This window comes from Psychrobacter sp. NPDC078409 (assembly GCF_050268505.1).
Lineage (GTDB): Bacteria > Pseudomonadota > Gammaproteobacteria > Pseudomonadales > Moraxellaceae > Psychrobacter.
Genome location: NZ_JBNNGW010000001.1, coordinates 132,133 through 151,090 on the forward strand (window position 1 = coordinate 132,133; position 18,958 = coordinate 151,090).

The 18,958-nt window shown below is 41.4% G+C and carries 14 protein-coding genes; 4 read left to right on the top strand and 10 right to left on the bottom strand.

Annotated elements, in window-relative coordinates; translation table 11 throughout:
- Positions 1-212: 212 nt before the first annotated feature.
- The gene (locus ACQKC9_RS00425) at positions 213-1,241 is read left to right on the top strand and encodes a hypothetical protein (RefSeq protein WP_427620089.1); all 1,029 of its coding nucleotides are present in this window, start codon (positions 213-215) and stop codon (positions 1,239-1,241) included.
- A gap of 162 nt (positions 1,242-1,403) precedes the next feature.
- Positions 1,404-1,856, top strand: a complete 453-nt coding sequence (locus ACQKC9_RS00430; protein WP_427620090.1) for a hypothetical protein — start codon at positions 1,404-1,406, stop codon at positions 1,854-1,856.
- A gap of 310 nt (positions 1,857-2,166) precedes the next feature.
- On the opposite strand, the gene ppc is transcribed toward ACQKC9_RS00430, so the two are convergent.
- From ppc to ACQKC9_RS00460, 6 genes are all read right to left on the bottom strand, one after another.
- The gene (ppc, locus tag ACQKC9_RS00435) at positions 2,167-4,947 is read right to left on the bottom strand and encodes a phosphoenolpyruvate carboxylase (protein ID WP_427620091.1); all 2,781 of its coding nucleotides are present in this window, start codon (positions 4,945-4,947) and stop codon (positions 2,167-2,169) included.
- Positions 4,948-5,107: 160 nt separating this feature from the next.
- On the bottom strand, positions 5,108-6,565 hold the full coding sequence (locus tag ACQKC9_RS00440; protein WP_427620092.1) for an alanine/glycine:cation symporter family protein: 1,458 nt from the start codon (positions 6,563-6,565) through the stop codon (positions 5,108-5,110).
- Between the two features lie 67 nt (positions 6,566-6,632).
- Entirely contained in the window at positions 6,633-8,120 is a 1,488-nt protein-coding gene (locus ACQKC9_RS00445) for an aldehyde dehydrogenase (protein ID WP_427620093.1), read from the bottom strand.
- A 52-nt stretch (positions 8,121-8,172) separates the two neighbouring features.
- Positions 8,173-9,036 carry a 4-hydroxy-tetrahydrodipicolinate synthase gene (gene dapA / locus ACQKC9_RS00450; protein ID WP_427620094.1) on the bottom strand — a complete coding sequence of 288 codons (864 nt, stop codon included), beginning with the start codon at positions 9,034-9,036 and terminating at the stop codon, positions 8,173-8,175.
- Positions 9,037-9,136: 100 nt separating this feature from the next.
- The gene (locus tag ACQKC9_RS00455; protein WP_427620095.1) at positions 9,137-10,399 is read right to left on the bottom strand and encodes an NAD(P)/FAD-dependent oxidoreductase; all 1,263 of its coding nucleotides are present in this window, start codon (positions 10,397-10,399) and stop codon (positions 9,137-9,139) included.
- 69 nt (positions 10,400-10,468) lie between these two features.
- The gene (locus tag ACQKC9_RS00460) at positions 10,469-11,458 is read right to left on the bottom strand and encodes a proline racemase family protein (protein WP_427620096.1); all 990 of its coding nucleotides are present in this window, start codon (positions 11,456-11,458) and stop codon (positions 10,469-10,471) included.
- Positions 11,459-11,692: 234 nt separating this feature from the next.
- On the opposite strand from ACQKC9_RS00460, the gene ACQKC9_RS00465 reads away from it, so the two are divergent.
- Complete coding sequence (locus tag ACQKC9_RS00465; RefSeq protein ID WP_427620097.1) at positions 11,693-12,490, top strand: helix-turn-helix domain-containing protein; 798 nt, start codon at positions 11,693-11,695, stop codon at positions 12,488-12,490.
- 55 nt (positions 12,491-12,545) lie between these two features.
- Here the strand turns inward: ACQKC9_RS00465 and ACQKC9_RS00470 are convergent, their stop codons facing one another.
- The 4 genes from ACQKC9_RS00470 to ACQKC9_RS00485 form a co-directional block, all read right to left on the bottom strand.
- Complete coding sequence (locus tag ACQKC9_RS00470) at positions 12,546-13,811, bottom strand: tyrosine-type recombinase/integrase (RefSeq protein WP_427620098.1); 1,266 nt, start codon at positions 13,809-13,811, stop codon at positions 12,546-12,548.
- Positions 13,812-14,758: 947 nt separating this feature from the next.
- Positions 14,759-15,817, bottom strand: coding sequence for a TRAP transporter substrate-binding protein (locus ACQKC9_RS00475; RefSeq protein WP_427620451.1), 1,059 nt, complete (start codon positions 15,815-15,817; stop codon positions 14,759-14,761).
- 120 nt (positions 15,818-15,937) lie between these two features.
- The gene (locus ACQKC9_RS00480; RefSeq protein WP_427620099.1) at positions 15,938-17,011 is read right to left on the bottom strand and encodes a Rieske 2Fe-2S domain-containing protein; all 1,074 of its coding nucleotides are present in this window, start codon (positions 17,009-17,011) and stop codon (positions 15,938-15,940) included.
- 56 nt (positions 17,012-17,067) lie between these two features.
- A complete protein-coding gene (locus ACQKC9_RS00485) occupies positions 17,068-18,033 on the bottom strand; it encodes a PDR/VanB family oxidoreductase (RefSeq protein ID WP_427620100.1) in 966 nt (321 codons plus the stop codon).
- A gap of 268 nt (positions 18,034-18,301) precedes the next feature.
- Here ACQKC9_RS00485 and ACQKC9_RS00490 point away from each other — a divergent pair, with 268 nt between their 5' ends.
- A complete protein-coding gene (locus ACQKC9_RS00490) occupies positions 18,302-18,796 on the top strand; it encodes a MarR family winged helix-turn-helix transcriptional regulator (RefSeq protein ID WP_427620101.1) in 495 nt (164 codons plus the stop codon).
- Positions 18,797-18,958 lie beyond the last annotated feature (162 nt).

Below are 18,958 nucleotides of genomic sequence, written 5' to 3' on the forward strand. Positions count from 1 at the left end.
TATGCTATCTCTACATAGATCAGTTCTTAAGGTTGATTTATCATATTATTTAGAATAGTTCTTATCAATATTAGCGTTATCCCATAAATTGTGCTTGAAGATAATAGGTTGAGCAACTATATTGTTGGCTAATAACACTGTTACACTATAGTAAGAAAATTCATTCTAGCAATCATTTAACACCAGTAGAAAAACTGGTTTGGTATTATTCTATGAGCGACGAAAAAAAAGACGCTGGCACCGATTTTGATGAAAAATTGGCTAGAATTATTGACCAAAAATCGCGTAAGCGTAATAACAATGACATCTACGAACGCTTTATTAATCGAGTCCATGGTTCTGAAGAGAACGATCAGGCTGAGTTTGAAACACTAGAAAGTGCAAAGAACCTTGCCGCTTTCGAACCCTTGAGTACAGAAGAGTTGCAACTGTTTGAAGATCAAAGCAGTGAACAAGAATTATTGCTAGAAACGGAAAATGCTACAGCAGCAAACATTCCCTCTAAAGCTTCAAATACAAGTACAGTATTTGAAAATATATCTGAAAATAATGTGCTGAATATCGCCAATGATAGCGACAGTATTAGTATTGATGTCAATGATGTCAATGATGTCAGTTCAGATACAGAAGCCTCAGAATATATAGATCGCAACAATATAGATAGTAGCAATCAAACAGAGTCATCCTCTACGATTGACCATAGTGAATCTAACATAAATGATATATCAGATGATGATTCTTTAAACATCTCTTTAAAAATTGAGAATGTGTCTGAATCAGCTATCGAAGAGCCAGTCATAGACAATAAAGTGATCAAAAGCAAGAAACCTCTCATGATGGCTATGTCGATTGGTTTAATCGTATTGATTGCTATTGCATTAATGCTTGTATTTTCAGGAGTCTTATCTACTTCTACGGTTGATAGTATAGTCAACAGCACTGATGGTAATGTAGAGATAGACAGTACACCAGCTGTTAGTGCTGATCCAGCACTGTCTACTGATAGTCAAACAACTACGGATAGCGTTGACCCTGTAAGTACGCAACCAGCCACTACTCAGCAAGATGCTTTGGACAACAATAGACAGGACCTGCCAGCTGCTAATGAGCGAGAGTCAACTTCTGAAGCTCCTACACCAGAAAATGATGCCACTGTTACAGCTACTGAGGAAGCTGCTATAACTTATGAGGACTTTAGACAAGAGTCGCAGACCACCTTATACCGCGAAACCAACGATTAAAGGGGCTATGTTTTATACCATTTCAGACAGTTAAATAACCGTCTATCAATTTATTCGAGACGTTCGTACTAGAAATTGTTGCAACACAATATAAAATTCGTATCATTATGTAAAAGGCGCGGTTATGTGCCATTGATGATATGAATTATACGGTACGTAACGATGAATGAATCAGAAAACGTGAATAATGATATCGAGCCAAAAAGCATCAGACCACGTAGTCTTGTTTTTGCTATTATCAGTGTCATCTGTATTGTTCTAATATCCGCCTTCTATATGTCTAACCGTATTTCTTCCACGCTATCTCAAGCGTCGACGACTAATAACGGTTTAACAGTCAGCAACATTACTAAAGAGGCTAATGCTAATCAGACTGTACAACAGCATTCGAATAGCCAAAACCAGCCTAGCGAACCTATAGTTATTGACGGTCATGAAGATGACACCGCCCTTAGCTATCATGACTTCAAGCAAGAAGCGCAAAACGTGCTATTTCGTGAGGAAGAAAAGATCATACAAGCTAAGTACAGTGCACATGGTATAACACCTGCTGTCAGCGCTGAAGACTTTAGAATAGAAGCACATCAAACCTTATATCGTGAATCCAGTTATTAGGGCTGCTATTAGCACTATAAGATTATATTGATAGCTATAAGTCAGTAAGTGACTAACATTAAGCTCCATTTCTCCTCTATAAACATAAGAGAAGAGAAATGGGGCTTTTTTGTGGGCTTAGTGCTCCATGCTTTAGCTAGCTTGTGAATCGTTTTAAGCCAGTTACTTTTTGAGGGTTCGTAAACGACTCTTTTGAGCTATTTTCAAAGGGTTTTGAATAATATTAAGGCTTCGCGAACGAAGCCTTAATATTTGCGACAATTGGTATAAGCTTTTTGTTTATCCGAAAGCTACTTATCGAAAAGCTACCTTAACCAGTATTTCGTAACCCTGCAGCTAGCGCATTGATACTACGGATTAATGGATCTTCTACATTCAGGTTGCCATGTGCCGAATCGTTCGGGGTGTCCTGTTGTCTGGCACGCTTTAACAGCTCAATCTGGATATAGTTAATAGGATCTAGATAAGCGTCTCGCCACTGCAAGGATGAAGCAAGATTCTGCTGATTGGACAATAAAGAATCTTGCTCAAGCAGAGAGTTGAGACCCGAATTGGTCAGCGTGTGTTCATCAGTGACCGCTGTCATGATTTTTTCGCGTAAAGGCTCATCATCACACAGTTGGCTATAAGCCTCTGCAATATTCATATTGGCTTTGGTAAAAGCCATCTCGATATTACTGATAAACACGCTAAAGAAAGGCCAGTGCTTGTTCATCTCTTTCATCAATGCTTCGTCTTTTTTGACGCTATCTAATGCACTACCGACGCCATACCAAGCAGGTAGGGTAAAGCGTGCCAGTGACCAGCCAAATACCCAAGGAATCGCTCGCAATGTGGTTTTACTTGGTAGGCCTTTTTTGCGATGGGCAGGACGTGAGCCAATGTTTAATAACGAGATCTCTTGTACTGGGGTGACCTTAGAGTAGAATTTATAAAACCCTTCGGTATAATCGGTAAGCTCTCGATAACGTTGTTCACCCGCGTCTGCTAGGCGTGTAAACAGTGCTTCATACTCTGGCAACTCAGTTGGTTGTACCACAAACCTTGTAGAGCAGGCTTTGAGTGTACCCGTGATCGCCATGGTCAGCTCAAACACGGCAGTATCTGTATTGGCATACTTGGCATAGAGCACTTCGCCTTGCTCAGTCACTTTAATCTGCCCATGCAGCGTGCCTGCTGGCTGTGCCGCAATGGCTTTGTGCGTTGATCCACCACCACGGCTCACAGAACCGCCACGACCATGGAACAAGCGTGTTTTTATACCATATTGCTCAGCAATGTTATTAATGGTTTGCTGTGCACTATAAAGCTGCCAAGCAGAGGTGATAATGCCGCCGTCTTTTGATGAGTCTGAATAACCTAGCATAATCTCTTGCGTGTTGTCCGTGTTCTGTAGCAGTCCACGATACAGTGGATTGTCTAACACGGCAGGCAAGATTTTATCGATATTTTTGAGATCTTCGATGGTTTCAAACAATGGTGCAACTGGCAAATCAGCAGACAACTGGCCTTTGTCATCAATTCTGCATAAGCCTGCAAACCGCATGAGCAGCAATACTTCTAGTAGCTGGCTAGCATTATTGGTCATCGAGATAACATAGCTACCAAAAGTAGCCTGACCCACCAGTTTGCGTAGAGTGGCGACCGAATTCATCAGTGACAATTGCTCACGCGTTTTGTCTGTCAGGTTATCAGTATAGATAAGCGGCGTGCCTGGTTTTTCTAGCAAGCGCGTCAACCACTCTTGACGTTCGGTTTCGCTTAGCGTCTGATAATCAGGCAGGTTGGAGGCACTAGCAAAGATATCAGCAATCACTTCGCCATGGTATGACGACTCTTGACGGATATCGAGCGCCGCCAAATGAAAGCCGCAAGTTTTGACCAAACGAATGACATCTAGCAGTAACCCATCGCTGTGTGCCGTATCGTGTGTATTGACACTTTGACGGATAATGCGCAGGTCTTCTAGTAATTCTTCTGGATTGGCATAGGCATCTTTTTCAGCTTCGATATCCGTGCCTTTGCTTTGGATGCGGCGATTGGTTGCTTTGACTTTAGTCAGAATGATAGAGAGTAGGCGACGATATGGCTCATTGCCATAGTCATCGAGGTTATAGTCAAACACACGCTGATCGAGCTCATCATAACTTTTGATTTTGGCATATACGTCAGGTGAGACGGTGACAATGGTGTCACTATGAATCAGCTGTCGGCGCAGTTTTTTGAGTAGCACTTGATAGTGACGCAGCACGGTATCAGCATGCATCAATACAGCAAGTTCTGTGGTCTCAAAAGTCACAAAAGGATTGCCATCTCTATCGCCACCAATCCATGAACCAAAGCTCATAAACGCAGGCAGTGGATAGTCTGTAAGCTCTGGATAGATATCGACAATGGCTTTTTTGATATTACGATACACTTTAGGAATGGCATTGAACAAACTGGCATTAAAGTAATGTAAGCCATTGTTAATCTCATCATATACCAGTGGCTTACGGGTACGTACTTCATCAGACGACCATAACAAATCAATCGTTTGCGCCGTTTGTTCTTTGGCTTGCTCGTAGGCGAAGCTGTTTTCAGACACGTTGTTTAGGGCGTCGCTATGCGTGAATAGACTTTGTAAGATATTCATCGTTGTACGGCGACGCGCTTCGGTAGGATGCGCCGTAAATACAGGCGTAAATTTTAGCTGATCAATCAGCTCTTGCATTTGAGCAGGCTCGATATTACGTTCACGACACTCAAGTAAGGTACGACGAAATGATCCTTCCCAGCTTTGCTCAGACTGCATACGCAGCTCATGACGCTGCTCACGCAAATAATTCTCTTCGCTTAGATTGGCTAAGAAAAAATAGATAGAAAAGCCGCGTATGACGTTTTTTAAGGTTTGATTATCCAAAGAAGCAATAAAATCGATAAGCTGCTGTTTATGTGCCTCATTCGGCTCACGGCGCTGTTGAATAAAGCCTTTGCGCAGCGTCTCAATCGTATCTAGCGTCTGCTCACCAGATTGGCGAGAAATAGCATCACCTAATAATGAACCCAACAAGCTGGTGCGTTTACGTAGTACGTTGTTATCTAGTGTCATCTTCAACCTTCCTATCAAATGAATGGATACAATACTATGGTTATCTTATACGTAATATCCTTATGGTTTTTTGCAATTTAACATAAATAGGTGAGGCCTGCTTGATGTTGATAGCAACTTTTTTACTAGTAGATACTGACAGACCTCTAATGCACTATTATTAGAGCGATTTTTTATGACCATGCTCATTGCTATATTCTATCCAAAAGTCCGCATTATCCACTCCAGCCTTTCTAGGGTCAAAGACAGGGTTTATACCTAATTTCATCTGCTCGTCGTAGTCTTTTAGAACTTTTAGAGCAACTTTACTTAGCAGTAAAATGGCAATGAAATTCAAGTAGCACATACTGCCAAACCCTATATCACCTAACGCCCACATCATACCGATTGACTGAACACTACCAGTGAAACAAACGATTAAAAAGACCAGTTTGAGTACATGTTTGAGAATAGGGTAGCGCAGTTTATTGTCCAAATAGACCAACGTAGTTTCGGCAATATAGTAATAAGCAACCAAGCAGGTGAAGGCGAATAAAAAGATAGCGATCGCAACAAAACCACTTCCATACTGGTTAAAGACAGTAGATACAGCCGCTTGGGTAAATGCCGTACCAGCTTCAACACCAGGCATATTATCAACTAGGGTTATACCTTTAGGGGTCACCACGTTATACATGCCAGTTGATAGAATCATTAGCGCTGTTGCAGTACAGACAAGCACCGTATCGATGTAGATAGAGAAGCTTTGCACTAAGCCTTGTTTGGCAGGATGTGATACTTCGGCTGCCGCTGAGCTAAAGGTCGCCTCGCCAGCACCCGCAACGTTTGAGAAAACAGCACGGCGTACGCCCCAAGAGATAGCAGTTCCAACCATACCACCAAACACTGCATCCATGCCAAAAGCGCTCTTAAAGATAAGAGCAAACATTGCAGGGATATTTTGAGCGTTAAATGCCAATACAATTACCATCATGAGGATATAACCAATTGCCATGACAGGTACGACTTTTCCTGCAAAATTAGCAATACGCTTCACACCGCCAAATATAATGATACCTAAGAGTACGACAAGGATAATTCCTGTTACAACAGGCGGTATATTAAATGCTGTATTAAAAGAGTCCGCAATGGTATTGGCCTGAACACCAGGCACTAACACGCCGTAAGATAGACAGGTCACGATAGCGACGATGATAGCAAAAGGTTTTAGCTTCAATCCTCTTTCAATATAGAACGGGGAGCCGCCACGATATTGATCACCGACCTTATGTTTGTATACCTGCGCTAAGGTAGACTCAATAAAAGCGCTAGCACCGCCTAGCACGCCCATGACAATCATCCAAAATACCGCTCCAGGGCCGCCTGCTGCAATGGCTGTTGCCACCCCAGCAATATTACCTACACCAATACGTCCTGATAGTGCCATACAGAAAGCTTGGAAGGAGCTAATCCCTGCTGATGAACTTTGTTTGTCGAACAACAGCCTGATCATTTCTTTGAAATAACGGATTTGTACAGCACGAGTCATAATCGTAAAATATATGCCGACACCTAACGCAAGATAGACTAAGGCGTCACTCCAAATATACCCGACGATAGTATTGATGATATTTTCCATAACTTTACTTCCTTGTAATGTTTTTGGTTATGCTGACTTGGGCGTGGATAGCGGACAATGTCAGTTTTTAGTTCACCAACCAGATAGTTTTGGTTTGGGTATACTGGGACAACGCCTCTAAGCCATTGTCACGACCGCCGAAGCCAGATTGTTTATAACCACCAAAAGGTGTCGTAATATCGCCCTCAGAAAAACCATTAATCGAGACGGTACCAGCTTTAATAGCGGATGCCACGCGGAATGCGCGATGGATATTTTGTGTATAGAAGGATGCAGCAAGCCCATAATTACTCTGATTGGCGAGCTGAATAGCTTCCTCTTCGGTTTCAAAACTTGTGACAGCTAAAAGCGGACCAAAGACCTCCTCTTTAAACAGCGTCATGTCTGGGCTGACATTATCAAAGACGGTAGGCTCGATATACCAGCCACTACCGAGTTCATCGTGGATACGTCCACCTGCGATCAAACGAGCACCCTCCGTTTTTGCAGTATTGAGATGTGATATTACTTTCTCAAAATGCGCTTTTTCGATCATTGGGCCAATAGCGACCTCGGGATCATAAGGATGACCAACCTTCCAAGACTGAAGACCTTCTTTTAATAGCGTTAACAACACTTCTTTTTGGCTAGAATGGACAAGTAGGCGTGAACCACAGCTACAGTTTTCGCTCATATTCCAAAAGGCAGCGGATAAAATATGCTCGATGGTTTGTTCATTGATAAGGGCATCTGCAAAGACGACTTGAGGGCTTTTGCCACCACACTCTAAGACCACTTCCTTGAGATTGCTTTGTGCAGAGTACTGTAGAAACAGTCGACCGACCTCAGTTGATCCTGTAAAAGAAACCATATCAACATCCATATGCTGACCGAGTGCCGCACCTACTTCTTCACCAAGCCCACAGACTAACTGTAACGCCGCTTTTGGCACGCCAGCCTCGTACGCCAATTGTGTTAATCGATATGCTGAGAGCGAGGTCAATTCAGCAGGTTTAACAATGACTGAGTTGCCAGTTATTAATGCGGGTGCAACTTTCCATGCATACATTTGCGCTGGGAAATTCCATGGTAGTACTGCACCCACTACACCAATAGGCTCTTGTACCACAAGGCCTAGTGCATCTGCGCCAGTAGGAGCAACCTTGCCAAAAACTTTATCAGCTGTTTCGGCGTACCATTCAAAAGTTTCAATCGTAGCGGGCAGGTCAGTGTTGAGGCATTCAGTAATAGGCTTGCCTGCATCGACGCAATCTAAGGCAGCTAACTCATCCATATGATCATGCATTAACTGACACCAACGCTGCATAATAGCTTTGCGCTCTGCAGGAGACATCCGTCTCCACTCACCATGTTCAAAAGCGTCTCGGGCTGCCGTTACCGCCGTATTAACATCTTGCTGACTCCCATTAGCAATGCTACCTATACAGGTATTATCAATAGGGCTGTAGTTAGGGAGTGTTGTCTCGGATACTGGTACTGTAGTATCTATTAAATGGCCTGCCCAAAGCTGTTGGTTGCTGGCGAGTTCAAAGACTTGCGCTGTGGTCATACTCATTAGATTGTCCTTTTCTATATAATGGTAGGAACGATAAGAATGGTGCGATGTATCAAGACAGAAGTGCTAAAAATGACTGAGTCTCTTCTTTTGACATATCAGTCAAAGGTAGTCGTACTGACCCAACATTGATGCTCCCGTTAATGCAGCCTGCTTTGGCTTTTTGGTTATAGTTTCCAGACTCCATAGAGTGGATAGCAGGATACATGGCTGTCATCAGCTCTTTAGCACGGTTCCAATCGCCTTTTTGTGTGGCTGCAAACAATGCGACTTGTTCTGCTGGAAATACGTTAGCCGCACCAGCGATCCAGCTCTTAGCACCCCAAAAGAAGAAATCTACTGGTTGGTCGTCACAACCACAAACCACTTCAAAGTTTTCAAAATCAGCCTGTAGCATACGTAATGCATGGCTAAAATCGCCGCTGCTTTCTTTGACACCTACAATATTGGGATGTTTGGATAAATGCGCGACGGTTTCAAACTCAATGCTTACACCGACGCGTGCTGGAAAATTGTACATAATGATAGGTAGGTCAGTGGCATCAGCGACGGTTTCAAAATGCGCAATAATACCGTCTTGGTCTGGTAGGCTATACGGATTGGCTGATAACATTAAGCCGTCGTAGCCCAAGTTTTTGGCTTGGTGAGCAAGTTCGATAGAATGATTGGTCGATAAACTGTTGATACCTGCAATCAGAGTGACTTTGCCTTTGGCAGCGTCAGCGATAGTGGTCAAAACCAGTTCACGCTCTGCAGGCGAGAACGTGTAATATTCACCCGTTGTACCGCAAGCTACGATTCCAGTAACGCCTTTTTCTATGAATATATTGACCAGTTCGGTTAACTTTTGAGTATCGATATCGCCATTAACATCGAAAGGAGTAACGATAGGGACTAAAACGCCATGAATGTTCATATAAATATCCTTATTTGGAAGTAAAAGCCGTTAGTAAGCCATGAGCTGTTAGCGACGTTGTTGGTTCTATGAGTTGTCATAGAGATGAAATGTTCGATTATTATTTAAAAGACTTACGTTTGAAGCGATTTAGACGATAGGCAGTAGGATCTACCATGGCAGTATCGCCAAAATACAAAGCTGCGATCATCTGTGCGCTTACGACAGCTTGGGTCAGACCTAGATGCTGATGACCAAAGTTTAAAAAGACTGAATTACGTCTATCTATGATGGGTAGCGAGTCTGCTGTAGAGGGCCTGAACCCCATCCATTGCGTATTGCTGTCACTATCTAGTGGGGTGTTTAGCATTGCTTGAGCTTGTTTCAACAGCATATTCGCACGGTTCATGTTTGCTGGCGCCTCAAGTCCTGCATACTCAACAGTGCCAGCCAAGCGCAGTCCTTTTTCCATTGGTGTCATAATAAAGCGGCGATCCATGCTAGAAATAGGGATGTTGAGACGCTGACTTTCGTTAGGAAGCATCAGGTGATAGCCACGCTCTGTATCCATTGGTACTGAGATGCCTGTTAGCTGTTTTGCTAAGGCTTTAGAATGCGCCCCTGCTGCGAGCATAACTTTGCTGGCATGAAGCTGCTTTTGTGTTGTCGTCAGACGAATACCATCAGTTATTACTTCCGCGCTAAGGACACGGCAATTTTCATAAATTTGACCACCAAGCGATCTAAAAATAGTGCTTAATTTATGGGTAATGGCTTCTATATTGGTGATATGACCTGTCTCTGGAAAAAACAAAGCACCCAGTTGATTGTCTTTTAATGCAGGCTCAAGATCTGTCAGTGCTGACTGTGAGAGTAGGTTGTTAGAAACCCCTAAACTGTTTAAGCGTTGACCGTGTTCAGTCAGAATTTTTAGACTGTTGGGCGTCTCTGCGGTTAAGACAGACCCTTGTATTTGTATCCAAGAATGTAACTGCCATTCTTTGGCAAAATTTTGCCAAGCTTGAAGACTCTGTGCATTTAATGCCAAAAGCGCTTGGTGACTGCGTGCAAATGGTTCGGTACGCATGTTAAGTAATAACTTAAATGCCCATGGTGCTAAGCGTGGAAGGTAGCGCCAATCTATCCGCAGAGGCCCTTCAGGGTTGAGTAGCATGGCAGGAACATGTCGTAAGATACTGGCATCAGCAATAGGGAAAACCTGTTCAGTGGCAATGTGACCTGCGTTGCCATAAGTTGCACCGCGAGCAATTTTATCGGCTTCCAAGATTGCAACTTTTACCCCACGAGACTGTAGGGTAACCGCAGCACATAGTCCGATAATGCCACCACCAATGATATGTATATCAAACACTTGTGTGTCCATGAGAGTCTCGCTTTTCTGACCTTGCTGAGCAGTGATTGGTTACTTCCTAGAAGCCATATAAACTGGTATTTATAAAGAAATACCCCATTTGAACGGATCGCTGTCTTGAACGATGAGAGAGATCTCTGCACATACGTAGGCGTACCCTCGGATCGTGGGGGTAATAGTATTGATATGGTGGTTATGAAGAGGGCTATGCTTACTAAGCACATCAATAGGCTGATAGCTGGCACTAAAGACACTGCCAATGATGCTTTGCTGATACCAAGTCTCACCAGGTGCGAGTACATTGTCTGCGGCTAAGCAAGCCAATTTGGCACTGGTTCCAGTGCCACAAGGAGAGCGATCGTAGGCAGATCCAGGGCATAATACGAAGTTTTTGCTGTTAGTGCCGGCGAGATCGCTCTTGCCAAACAGTTCTATATGATCAATTTCGCCATTGTTAGCACCCATAATTCCAGACCTATGAAGTGCCTCCTTAATCTGTATGCTAAATTGAGTAAGCGCCTCAACATTATTGGCTTCAATAGCTTGCTTATGATCGTTGACTAAGAAAAACCAATTACCACCCCAAGCGATATCTCCATAGATAGGACCGATATCAGGTACTTGAACTTCTACTTGTTTTTGGTAGCGATAAGAAGGGACATTCTGGACGCTACAACTACCATCATCATGTAAGGTTGCTTTAACTAGGCCTACGCTTGTTTCTAGATAGTGATCACCAGCGGTTATCTTTTGTTGATAAGCTAGAGATGCAATAACGCCGATAGTGCCATGGCCACACATACCTAAATAGCCATGATTATTAAAGAAGATCACGCCAGCCGTGGCACGAGGATCAGAAGGCGGGCACAAAAGCGCTCCGACAAGCACATCATTACCACGAGGTTCTAAAATAATGCTTTGACGCAAATGATCGAAATTCTGTCTGAAGTCTTGAAGTTTTTCTTGAATAGTTTGTCCACTAAGCTCAGGAAATCCTGCATATACCATACGAGTAGGTTCACCGCCAGTATGCGAATCAATAATCTTAAGAGTAAAAAGCGTATCAAACATGACTGCCTACCTGATTCATCCGTGAGTTAATATACTGTTAGCGTTATTCATAAATGAACAAGGCGTAAATATAGAATGACGTTTTTCAGAAAAGCAGTCTTGATGTTTTTATATGAATAAATGCGCATTTCTGCACAGGTTATAAAGGTATTTAGGAGTATAAATATTGTGTAGCACCCTAAAATACCTGAAAAGCTCAACGACAAGCTTGAGATGCTATATGGGAATATACCGATGCGGCCGTTAGTATTAGAAACACCTACAAAACAACTGTCAAAACACCTACAGGCTTATCAACCAGCCAATTTAGATGAGTTTGTTGGCAATATATCATTATTGATGCCTTTGTTTGATACTATGAAAAATGTGGTGTTTTTTGTTAAAGATGACCAAGCATGCTATCGATTAGTCAGTAAAACGCTCATTAAACGTAGCGGGCTCAAAAACAAAAAAGCACTAATAGGACTGACTACAGAGCAAGTGTTTTTGAAGTCTCAAGGCAAGGATTATCTCAATCAGGATCTGAGAGTGTTAAGGGAAGGCAGGGAGATTATTGATAAACTAGAACTTCATAGTTATGCATCAGGACAGCTGGGATGGTGTATCACGCAAAAAATCCCCGTCTATGATGTAGAAAATCATATCGTAGCGATGGTAGGTATATCAGTAGATATTGATGAAGATAACGAGCGGATATTACGTAAGCACGCTCGATTGGCAAGCGTAGATCAATACGTACGAGACAATCTTGATCAAAAAATTAATATTGGTCAATTGGCGAAATTGGCAAATCTTAGTCAATCGCAATTGGAGCGTACCTTCAAAGCAGTGCTCAATATGTCACCCATTCAGTTTGTACAAAAAATGCGCTTAGAGCATGCCATTCGACTACTAGCGAATCATAAGCTAACAGTAACTCAGGTCTCTTTAAACTGTGGATATGGTGATCATAGTGCCTTTAGTCGACAGTTTAAGCAGTTTACTGGCATGTCTCCTATGAACTTCCGTAAAATACATTTTAAAGAAGCATAAATAAGTACAAAAAAATATGGTTTTTGACTCTAAAATAGTTCTCTAACGACTCCGACTAACGACTCCGAAGGTTATCTATATAATCTGCCCAATCTTGCATCATCTGTACCCTAGTATCGATTTCATCAAGTCTGTTGTAAGCCCCACCATGTGTGTCTTTGATTCGATGGCCTAGCTGTAACTCTGTGACGATGTCAGAATAGCGTAGCTCAGGCTGTTCCATGAGCAAAGTTTTAGCGGATGCTCGAAATCCATGCGCACACTGCACATCTTTGTATCCAAGCCGGTGGAATATCTGTACCAACGTCGCTTTACTGATATAAGCATTGCTTGAACCGCGCATCGACGCAAATACATGCTCTTTATGCCCTGTAATTGACTGAATGTTTCTTAAACGTGCAACTACTTGTGTGGCTAAAGGGACAACTAAGTGCGAGACCATGTCATCACGACCTTCGCCTTTAGTCGGGGAGAATGCCCATGTATTATTATCCCAATCGATATCATCCCAACGCATCGAGCGCAGATCGATACTACGTACAAACACGTAAGGTAATAAGTTCACTGCCTCTAATGTGATCTTACTTGCACCTCTAAAATCAGACATATCTTTTAGAAGCGTCGCAAATTGATCTGGTTTGGTGATGGCTGGCAAGTGATTACCTGAGTTAGCAGGTGCAAGCTCACCACGGGTATCAATTGCCACATTTCTATCGCACAACCCTCGAGCAACAGCGAATGAAAACACTTTTTCAGTATACAGACGAGTGCTTGCACCAACGAAAGTCGCTTGATTATCATTATTCTGAATCGACTCACACACACTCAGTATCATCTCGCTGGTGATATCGTCCATTCTTAAATCACCAATTTCTTGGCACATATATCCTAGACATAAATCCCAGAACTTGAGGGTTGACTCACTGTATGACGGTTTTTTAGATTTACTTTGATTGCGCCCCGATGTTTTGTGTTCTCGCCATGCTTGAGCAATGTCAGAAAATGGTGCATTTTTTAGGTGAGTATATTTATTGGTTTGTTCTTTTTGCTGAATAGCTTTAGGGTCAAAGCCTTTTGCGACCATATCAAGAATGGTGTCTGCTTTATACTTAACCTCATGGAGACTGACATCCTCAATCTTACCCAACATCATCCTAGGACGTTTGCCCTCGATATGCGGATGGGAATAACGTAAGTAGTATTCCTTTTTGCCATTTGGATAAATACGAAGACTTAAGCCAGCCACGCCCGAGACGCTGACAGAATAATCTTTGTCGCGGCATTCGAGCTTATTGATATCGTTTGCAGTATCGATAGCCATAATGTATATCCGTCATATGATAATTAAGGTTAATGATAGGTTTATGATTGATGACTTATAAAAAGTCTATTCTGTAGAAAAACATAGGAGTATTGGACACTGTCATGGACACTGGTATTCGTTAATATTATTAGTAAATCCTTATAGAATAATGGTTTTAACACTAAATTATTCCCAAGTGAACCTTGGGGATAATTATAGCATAGTGACCAAATAACGAGTAGGCCATGCGCTGAAAGGGTTACACGGCATTTCTACCAACTATTTCGATACATAATTAAATGCGATTATGGTGTCCATGAGTGATTCGGCAAGGGTTTGAGTATATTTTCTACAAAAAACGTGCTCCTGTACTCGCACAGAATATAAAAATCAGGGTCATAGTACTGTTCTGTGCAAATTTAGAATACTTTATTTTAGGGTTCAAATTTGCATCACCATACTAAAAGACTAAGTTCTATCAGCGCTAGATAATTAGGTGTAGAGATACTAAAAATAGCAGTGAGTATTTTACTGAGACTACCGATGATGATTAGGTAGTTCATTAGCAGTTATAGCGATAATTTTTATATATCGCGAAACCAGCTGCCGCAAAATTTGCGACAGCTCAAATGGCAGGAGAGCGTCAATAGAGATAACTACCCAGTAGAAAAAATGCTTTTTAGTGAAGAGACGAATAAATGGTTAATAAACATTCATAAGGTCGGCAGCTCTTTTGAAAATATGTGTAATATCTTCTCAGAGAATACTTTTTAATGCATCCAATCATTCTGTCTTGCAAGCGCAGGTCTATCTATTCAACTGAAATCACATTGACCAACGTCCACAATACTTCCATTGGAGTAGTGGGTAAAAAATTCTAAATTAGTCATCTAGGGTCGCCTCAATATTTTTATAAACAAAAAAACAGTTCTCGTTATTTTTAAATTTTAAGGATCCAGGATGAATCAAACTTTACAAGCAGCACTAGCTTCTTTAGCTTTTCGATAAACTGTATCTGCATCTAATCCAAGCGCTTCCGTATCTTTTAAATACTTTTGCGTACCCGCTTCTAATGCACCTTTCCATTCAGGATCATTCAATGGATCAGGGATGTCTATCATCACATCACCTCTCGCTTTGGCTTCAGCCATATACTTGGCTGCCTCTGCATCAATTGCCTTACCAGCAACTTTGGCCATTTCCATACCAGAATTGTCATCGATGACTTTTTTTAGATCGTCAGTAAGACTGTCATACTTATCTTTGTTCATTGTCACCACAAGAGCAGAGCTATAAAAAGGCATGTTTGTATGGGTATGGGAAAGCTCAATCAGTTTAAACGAACCCATAGCGTCCCATGGCAAGCTTAAGCCATCTAAAACGCCGCGCTGTAGAGAAGTATAAAGATCTGTAGCAGGTAAACCAACAGGTGTTCCCCCTGCCGCTTCTATAATATCTCCAGCGATAGCGGAAGGGCGACGAACACGTAAACCTCTTAAATCACTTGGTTTATTGATAGGTGTATCAACTGTATGAAGCCCTCCAGGACTCGAGCCCATCATAAATAACAGGTGTGTATCTTCATATTCACTAGAAATTGCCCCGTCATCATACAACGTTTGTAACATACAGTTCGTTTGTGTCGCTGAGTTAGAGAGACCAGGGAGTTCTGCGATTTGCGTCAATGGAAAACGGCCATTTGTATAACCTTGAAGTGTCGCCCCAATATCTACTGTACCTTTAGAAGTTGCATCATAGGTAGCATCGGTTTTACTAAGGGTTGACGAAGGATAAATTTCAATTTTTAGTCTGCCATTTGATTCTTCTTCAATCTTTTTTGCCCATGGCACAAAAATATCTTGATGGGCTGCGCCTGTAGTTGGCCATAAATGCGAAAGACGCAATGTAGTGATATCTTGAGAGTCCACATTAACACCATTATTGTTAGTGTCGTTTGATTGAGAGCAACCAGCAACACTAAATAAAGTGGCCAATGCCATACTACATAGAAAAGTTTTTTTCATCATAAAATCCTTTTTTGATGGTTAAAATAATTTCATTACAACAAAGCGAATATAAAAACGTCTTTTTTTGGTTGACCACCATGCTATTAGGTACTTGGTTTTTTGTCTCTCATATTAAATTTAATCTCCTTTTAGTTGTTTAATAATTCGACGCGCTCGATTAGCGCCAGCATCAACGTGTATATCAATCATTTTTTTCTCACCAAAGCGTTTCATATTGGCATACTGTGCTTCGATAACGGTCTTGTCTTCATCGAAAGTTAAAATGGTTTGTTCAATCACCAATTTCATATTTTCTTCAGGGTTACTGGTAGGGTTGCTAGCCTGTGTCCAAAGATAAAAGCTGGTTTCATCTGTTTCAGGGGTAACGCCATGAAAACCTTTTAAGTGAAAACCACCACGATTTGGATTATCGATTGATTCGGTATTCACATTGACAGCGCCAGTCCAGATTTCGAGGTGCGAAGGGTAAAAAACGATCTCTTGCCAGCGATCAACTTGCCCTTTAAAAGGATAGGCTGCAGTATAAGTTTGTGGTGGGGTAGAATTAAGCATATGACGTGTGACTTGAACACAGTTACCTTTTTGTTCTACCTGCATTTTTGCATTCATGTGAATTTGTGCATTACCACCAATGGTATGAACGTGAACATAACCTAAATGGCTTAGATCCAATAAATTATCATGTATTAGCTGATAAGGTGCTTCATAGTGATAAATATCACCATCATATAGATAGTTGTCATCATTATGAACAGAGTAAGTAGGTGGCTCGCAATTCGGTTGCGGATGCTCTTCTGAACCAAACCAGATCCAAATAATTGCATCTTGTTCTTTTACTGGGTAAGCGTCCACTTTAGCCTTAGATGGAATTTTATCCTGTCCCGGAATCTCAATGCATTTTCCTGATTTATCAAATAACAGCCCGTGATAACCGCACCGCAAACCAGTTTCTTCGGGAATACCTAGTGACAGGGGTAGAGCTCTATGACAACACCGATCTTCTAATGCACCAACTCGACCGTCTGTTGTTCGATAAAGTACAACTGCTTCGTTGAGTAAAGTACGTGCTAAAGGCTTGTCTTGCAACTCTTTACTTAGCGCAGCGACATACCACATATCGAGAGGAAAAGATGAACGGTTCGGAGCAGATAATTTCATCAGTTCTTTGGGATTGACTTGTTGAGTGGTCATAATTGATATGGTTAACCTCTTGTTTAGTTTTAGAGTATGGTAATAAAAGTGCTCTGTCACAAATCAATGCTAAGCGAGTCAGTCAAAGCTCGTGAACAGCATGGTGTGAACTGGTTATTGAGTGATTTTTCGCACTCAGTAAGAAATTGATCTCGATGATCTGGTACGCCCTTAACTACTTTGGTCAGGCACGTGCCGCAAACACCTTGCTCACATGATGCATCGATTTCAATATCAGCGTCTTCTAATACCTCTAAGACAGTTTTGTCTGCTGGAATTTCTAGACTAATGCCAGAGCGGACAAGGTTAAGCGTAAAGCTTTTGTCACTGTCGTCTAACACAATAGATTCTGCGTTAAACACTTCTTTATGTAGGTTGTCATTCTTCCAACCGAGTGAACGCGCTGTAGTAAAAATATAATCCATGAAGCCATTCGGCCCACAAGTATAAAGATGTGCTGTTTTATTCAGAGGATTTTCTTGGTCAAGAGCATGTCTTATAGCGCTATCTTTCTTATCGTTTTCATCATCAAAATGAAAAAATATCTTGCTAGCAAACGGCAAGCTATTTAGCTCTTCATAAAAAGCGGTACTGGTTTTTGAACGCGCAAAATAGTGTAGTTCAAACTCTTTCCCTAGCTCATTAAGAACTTGCGCCATAGACAACAAGGGAGTAATACCAATACCACCAGCAAAAAGAAGCGTTCTTTGACTGTCTTTATTTAATGGAAACAAGTTACGAGGAGGGGAGATTTGAATACTATCTCCGATTTCAAAGGTTTTATGCACCGTAAGTGAGCCACCACGAGAATTGGCATCCTTTAAGACTGCTATCTTGTATGTCTGATGCCTTTTTGGAGAATTACAGAGTGAGTATTGACGTAGTAAATTTTCATTTACCTTCACATCAATATGTGAGCCTGCTTCAAAAGCTGGCAAGGCGGAACCATCAGCTTTACCCAGTTCAAAACTGACAATATCAGCGGTCTCGTATTTTTTAGTAAGAATAGTGACTTCTAACATTTGGTGACCTTCCATGTCTTTTGGATATTTGTAGGCAGTTCACAAATACAATAACTACTATGTTTATGAACTTGTTGACATAACAACTATATTTGCAAAGTGGTTGCTATGTCAACTAAATTCTTAGTTTTTTAAATTATGAAAACAAATTTGTTGTAGGTGAGTCGTGTTGCTAGAAAATACCTAGAAAAGTAAGTAAGATGAGACGTTTACCATACGTAGCTATCGTACGTAGCTTTAGAGGTCTGATTACTGAGAACAAATTGACATGACAAAAAACCTTACTGTAATAGAAAGAAATCAGCTGGATCTAGAGCGATATGTTCCAGCGCTTATCACCCTTTTGGCTAATAAATTATCTAGTGGCGCATCAGCATGTTATCGAAAAAACTTCGATGTTGGCGTAGTGGAATGGCGTTTATTGGCATTATTAAAAGTAGAGCAGAACATCACTGCCAATCGCATGTGTCAAATGATTGGCTTAGATAAAGCTGGCGTTAGCCGATCACTAAAAATACTGAATAAAAGTGGCTTTGTTAGCTTCACAAAAGACAAGAATGATGGACGTTCTTCATTAATATGTTTGACAGAAAAAGGTATTGTGCTACATGATAGTATTTTGCAGGTTGCACTTGAACGTGAAGCTTTGTTATTAAGTGATTTCCAAACAGAAGAGCTGGATATTTTGATTCGTTTATTGCACAAACTTAATGCTAACGTAGGAAAAGTAAATGCATTTGATCCGCATGTAGAGGATGATTAATATAGATTTTTAGCGAGATTAAGGTGCGTTGAGGCAGGTCGTATATATTCACCATAGTAATGATCGCAATAACAGCCATTGATCAAAATAACTGACTATTTACTATATAAGGATCGCAGCCTGTATTATGAAGTTATTACTGCATAGACCTTATTTAACATA

Excerpts from the sequence above, each read along its gene's own strand:
- ACQKC9_RS00425 (WP_427620089.1), top strand. The coding sequence starts at position 213 with ATGAGCGACGAAAAAAAAGACGCTGGCACCGATTTTGATGAAAAATTG.
- ppc (WP_427620091.1), bottom strand. The coding sequence starts at position 4,947 with ATGACACTAGATAACAACGTACTACGTAAACGCACCAGCTTGTTGGGT.
- ACQKC9_RS00490 (WP_427620101.1), top strand. The coding sequence starts at position 18,302 with ATGACAAAAAACCTTACTGTAATAGAAAGAAATCAGCTGGATCTAGAG.
- ACQKC9_RS00440 (WP_427620092.1), bottom strand. The coding sequence starts at position 6,565 with ATGGAAAATATCATCAATACTATCGTCGGGTATATTTGGAGTGACGCC.
- ACQKC9_RS00430 (WP_427620090.1), top strand. The coding sequence starts at position 1,404 with ATGAATGAATCAGAAAACGTGAATAATGATATCGAGCCAAAAAGCATC.
- ACQKC9_RS00455 (WP_427620095.1), bottom strand. The coding sequence starts at position 10,399 with ATGGACACACAAGTGTTTGATATACATATCATTGGTGGTGGCATTATC.
- dapA (WP_427620094.1), bottom strand. The coding sequence starts at position 9,036 with ATGAACATTCATGGCGTTTTAGTCCCTATCGTTACTCCTTTCGATGTT.
- ACQKC9_RS00470 (WP_427620098.1), bottom strand. The coding sequence starts at position 13,811 with ATGGCTATCGATACTGCAAACGATATCAATAAGCTCGAATGCCGCGAC.
- ACQKC9_RS00460 (WP_427620096.1), bottom strand. The coding sequence starts at position 11,458 with ATGTTTGATACGCTTTTTACTCTTAAGATTATTGATTCGCATACTGGC.
- ACQKC9_RS00480 (WP_427620099.1), bottom strand. The coding sequence starts at position 17,011 with ATGACCACTCAACAAGTCAATCCCAAAGAACTGATGAAATTATCTGCT.
- ACQKC9_RS00475 (WP_427620451.1), bottom strand. The coding sequence starts at position 15,817 with ATGAAAAAAACTTTTCTATGTAGTATGGCATTGGCCACTTTATTTAGT.
- ACQKC9_RS00465 (WP_427620097.1), top strand. The coding sequence starts at position 11,693 with ATGCGGCCGTTAGTATTAGAAACACCTACAAAACAACTGTCAAAACAC.
- ACQKC9_RS00485 (WP_427620100.1), bottom strand. The coding sequence starts at position 18,033 with ATGTTAGAAGTCACTATTCTTACTAAAAAATACGAGACCGCTGATATT.
- ACQKC9_RS00445 (WP_427620093.1), bottom strand. The coding sequence starts at position 8,120 with ATGAGTATGACCACAGCGCAAGTCTTTGAACTCGCCAGCAACCAACAG.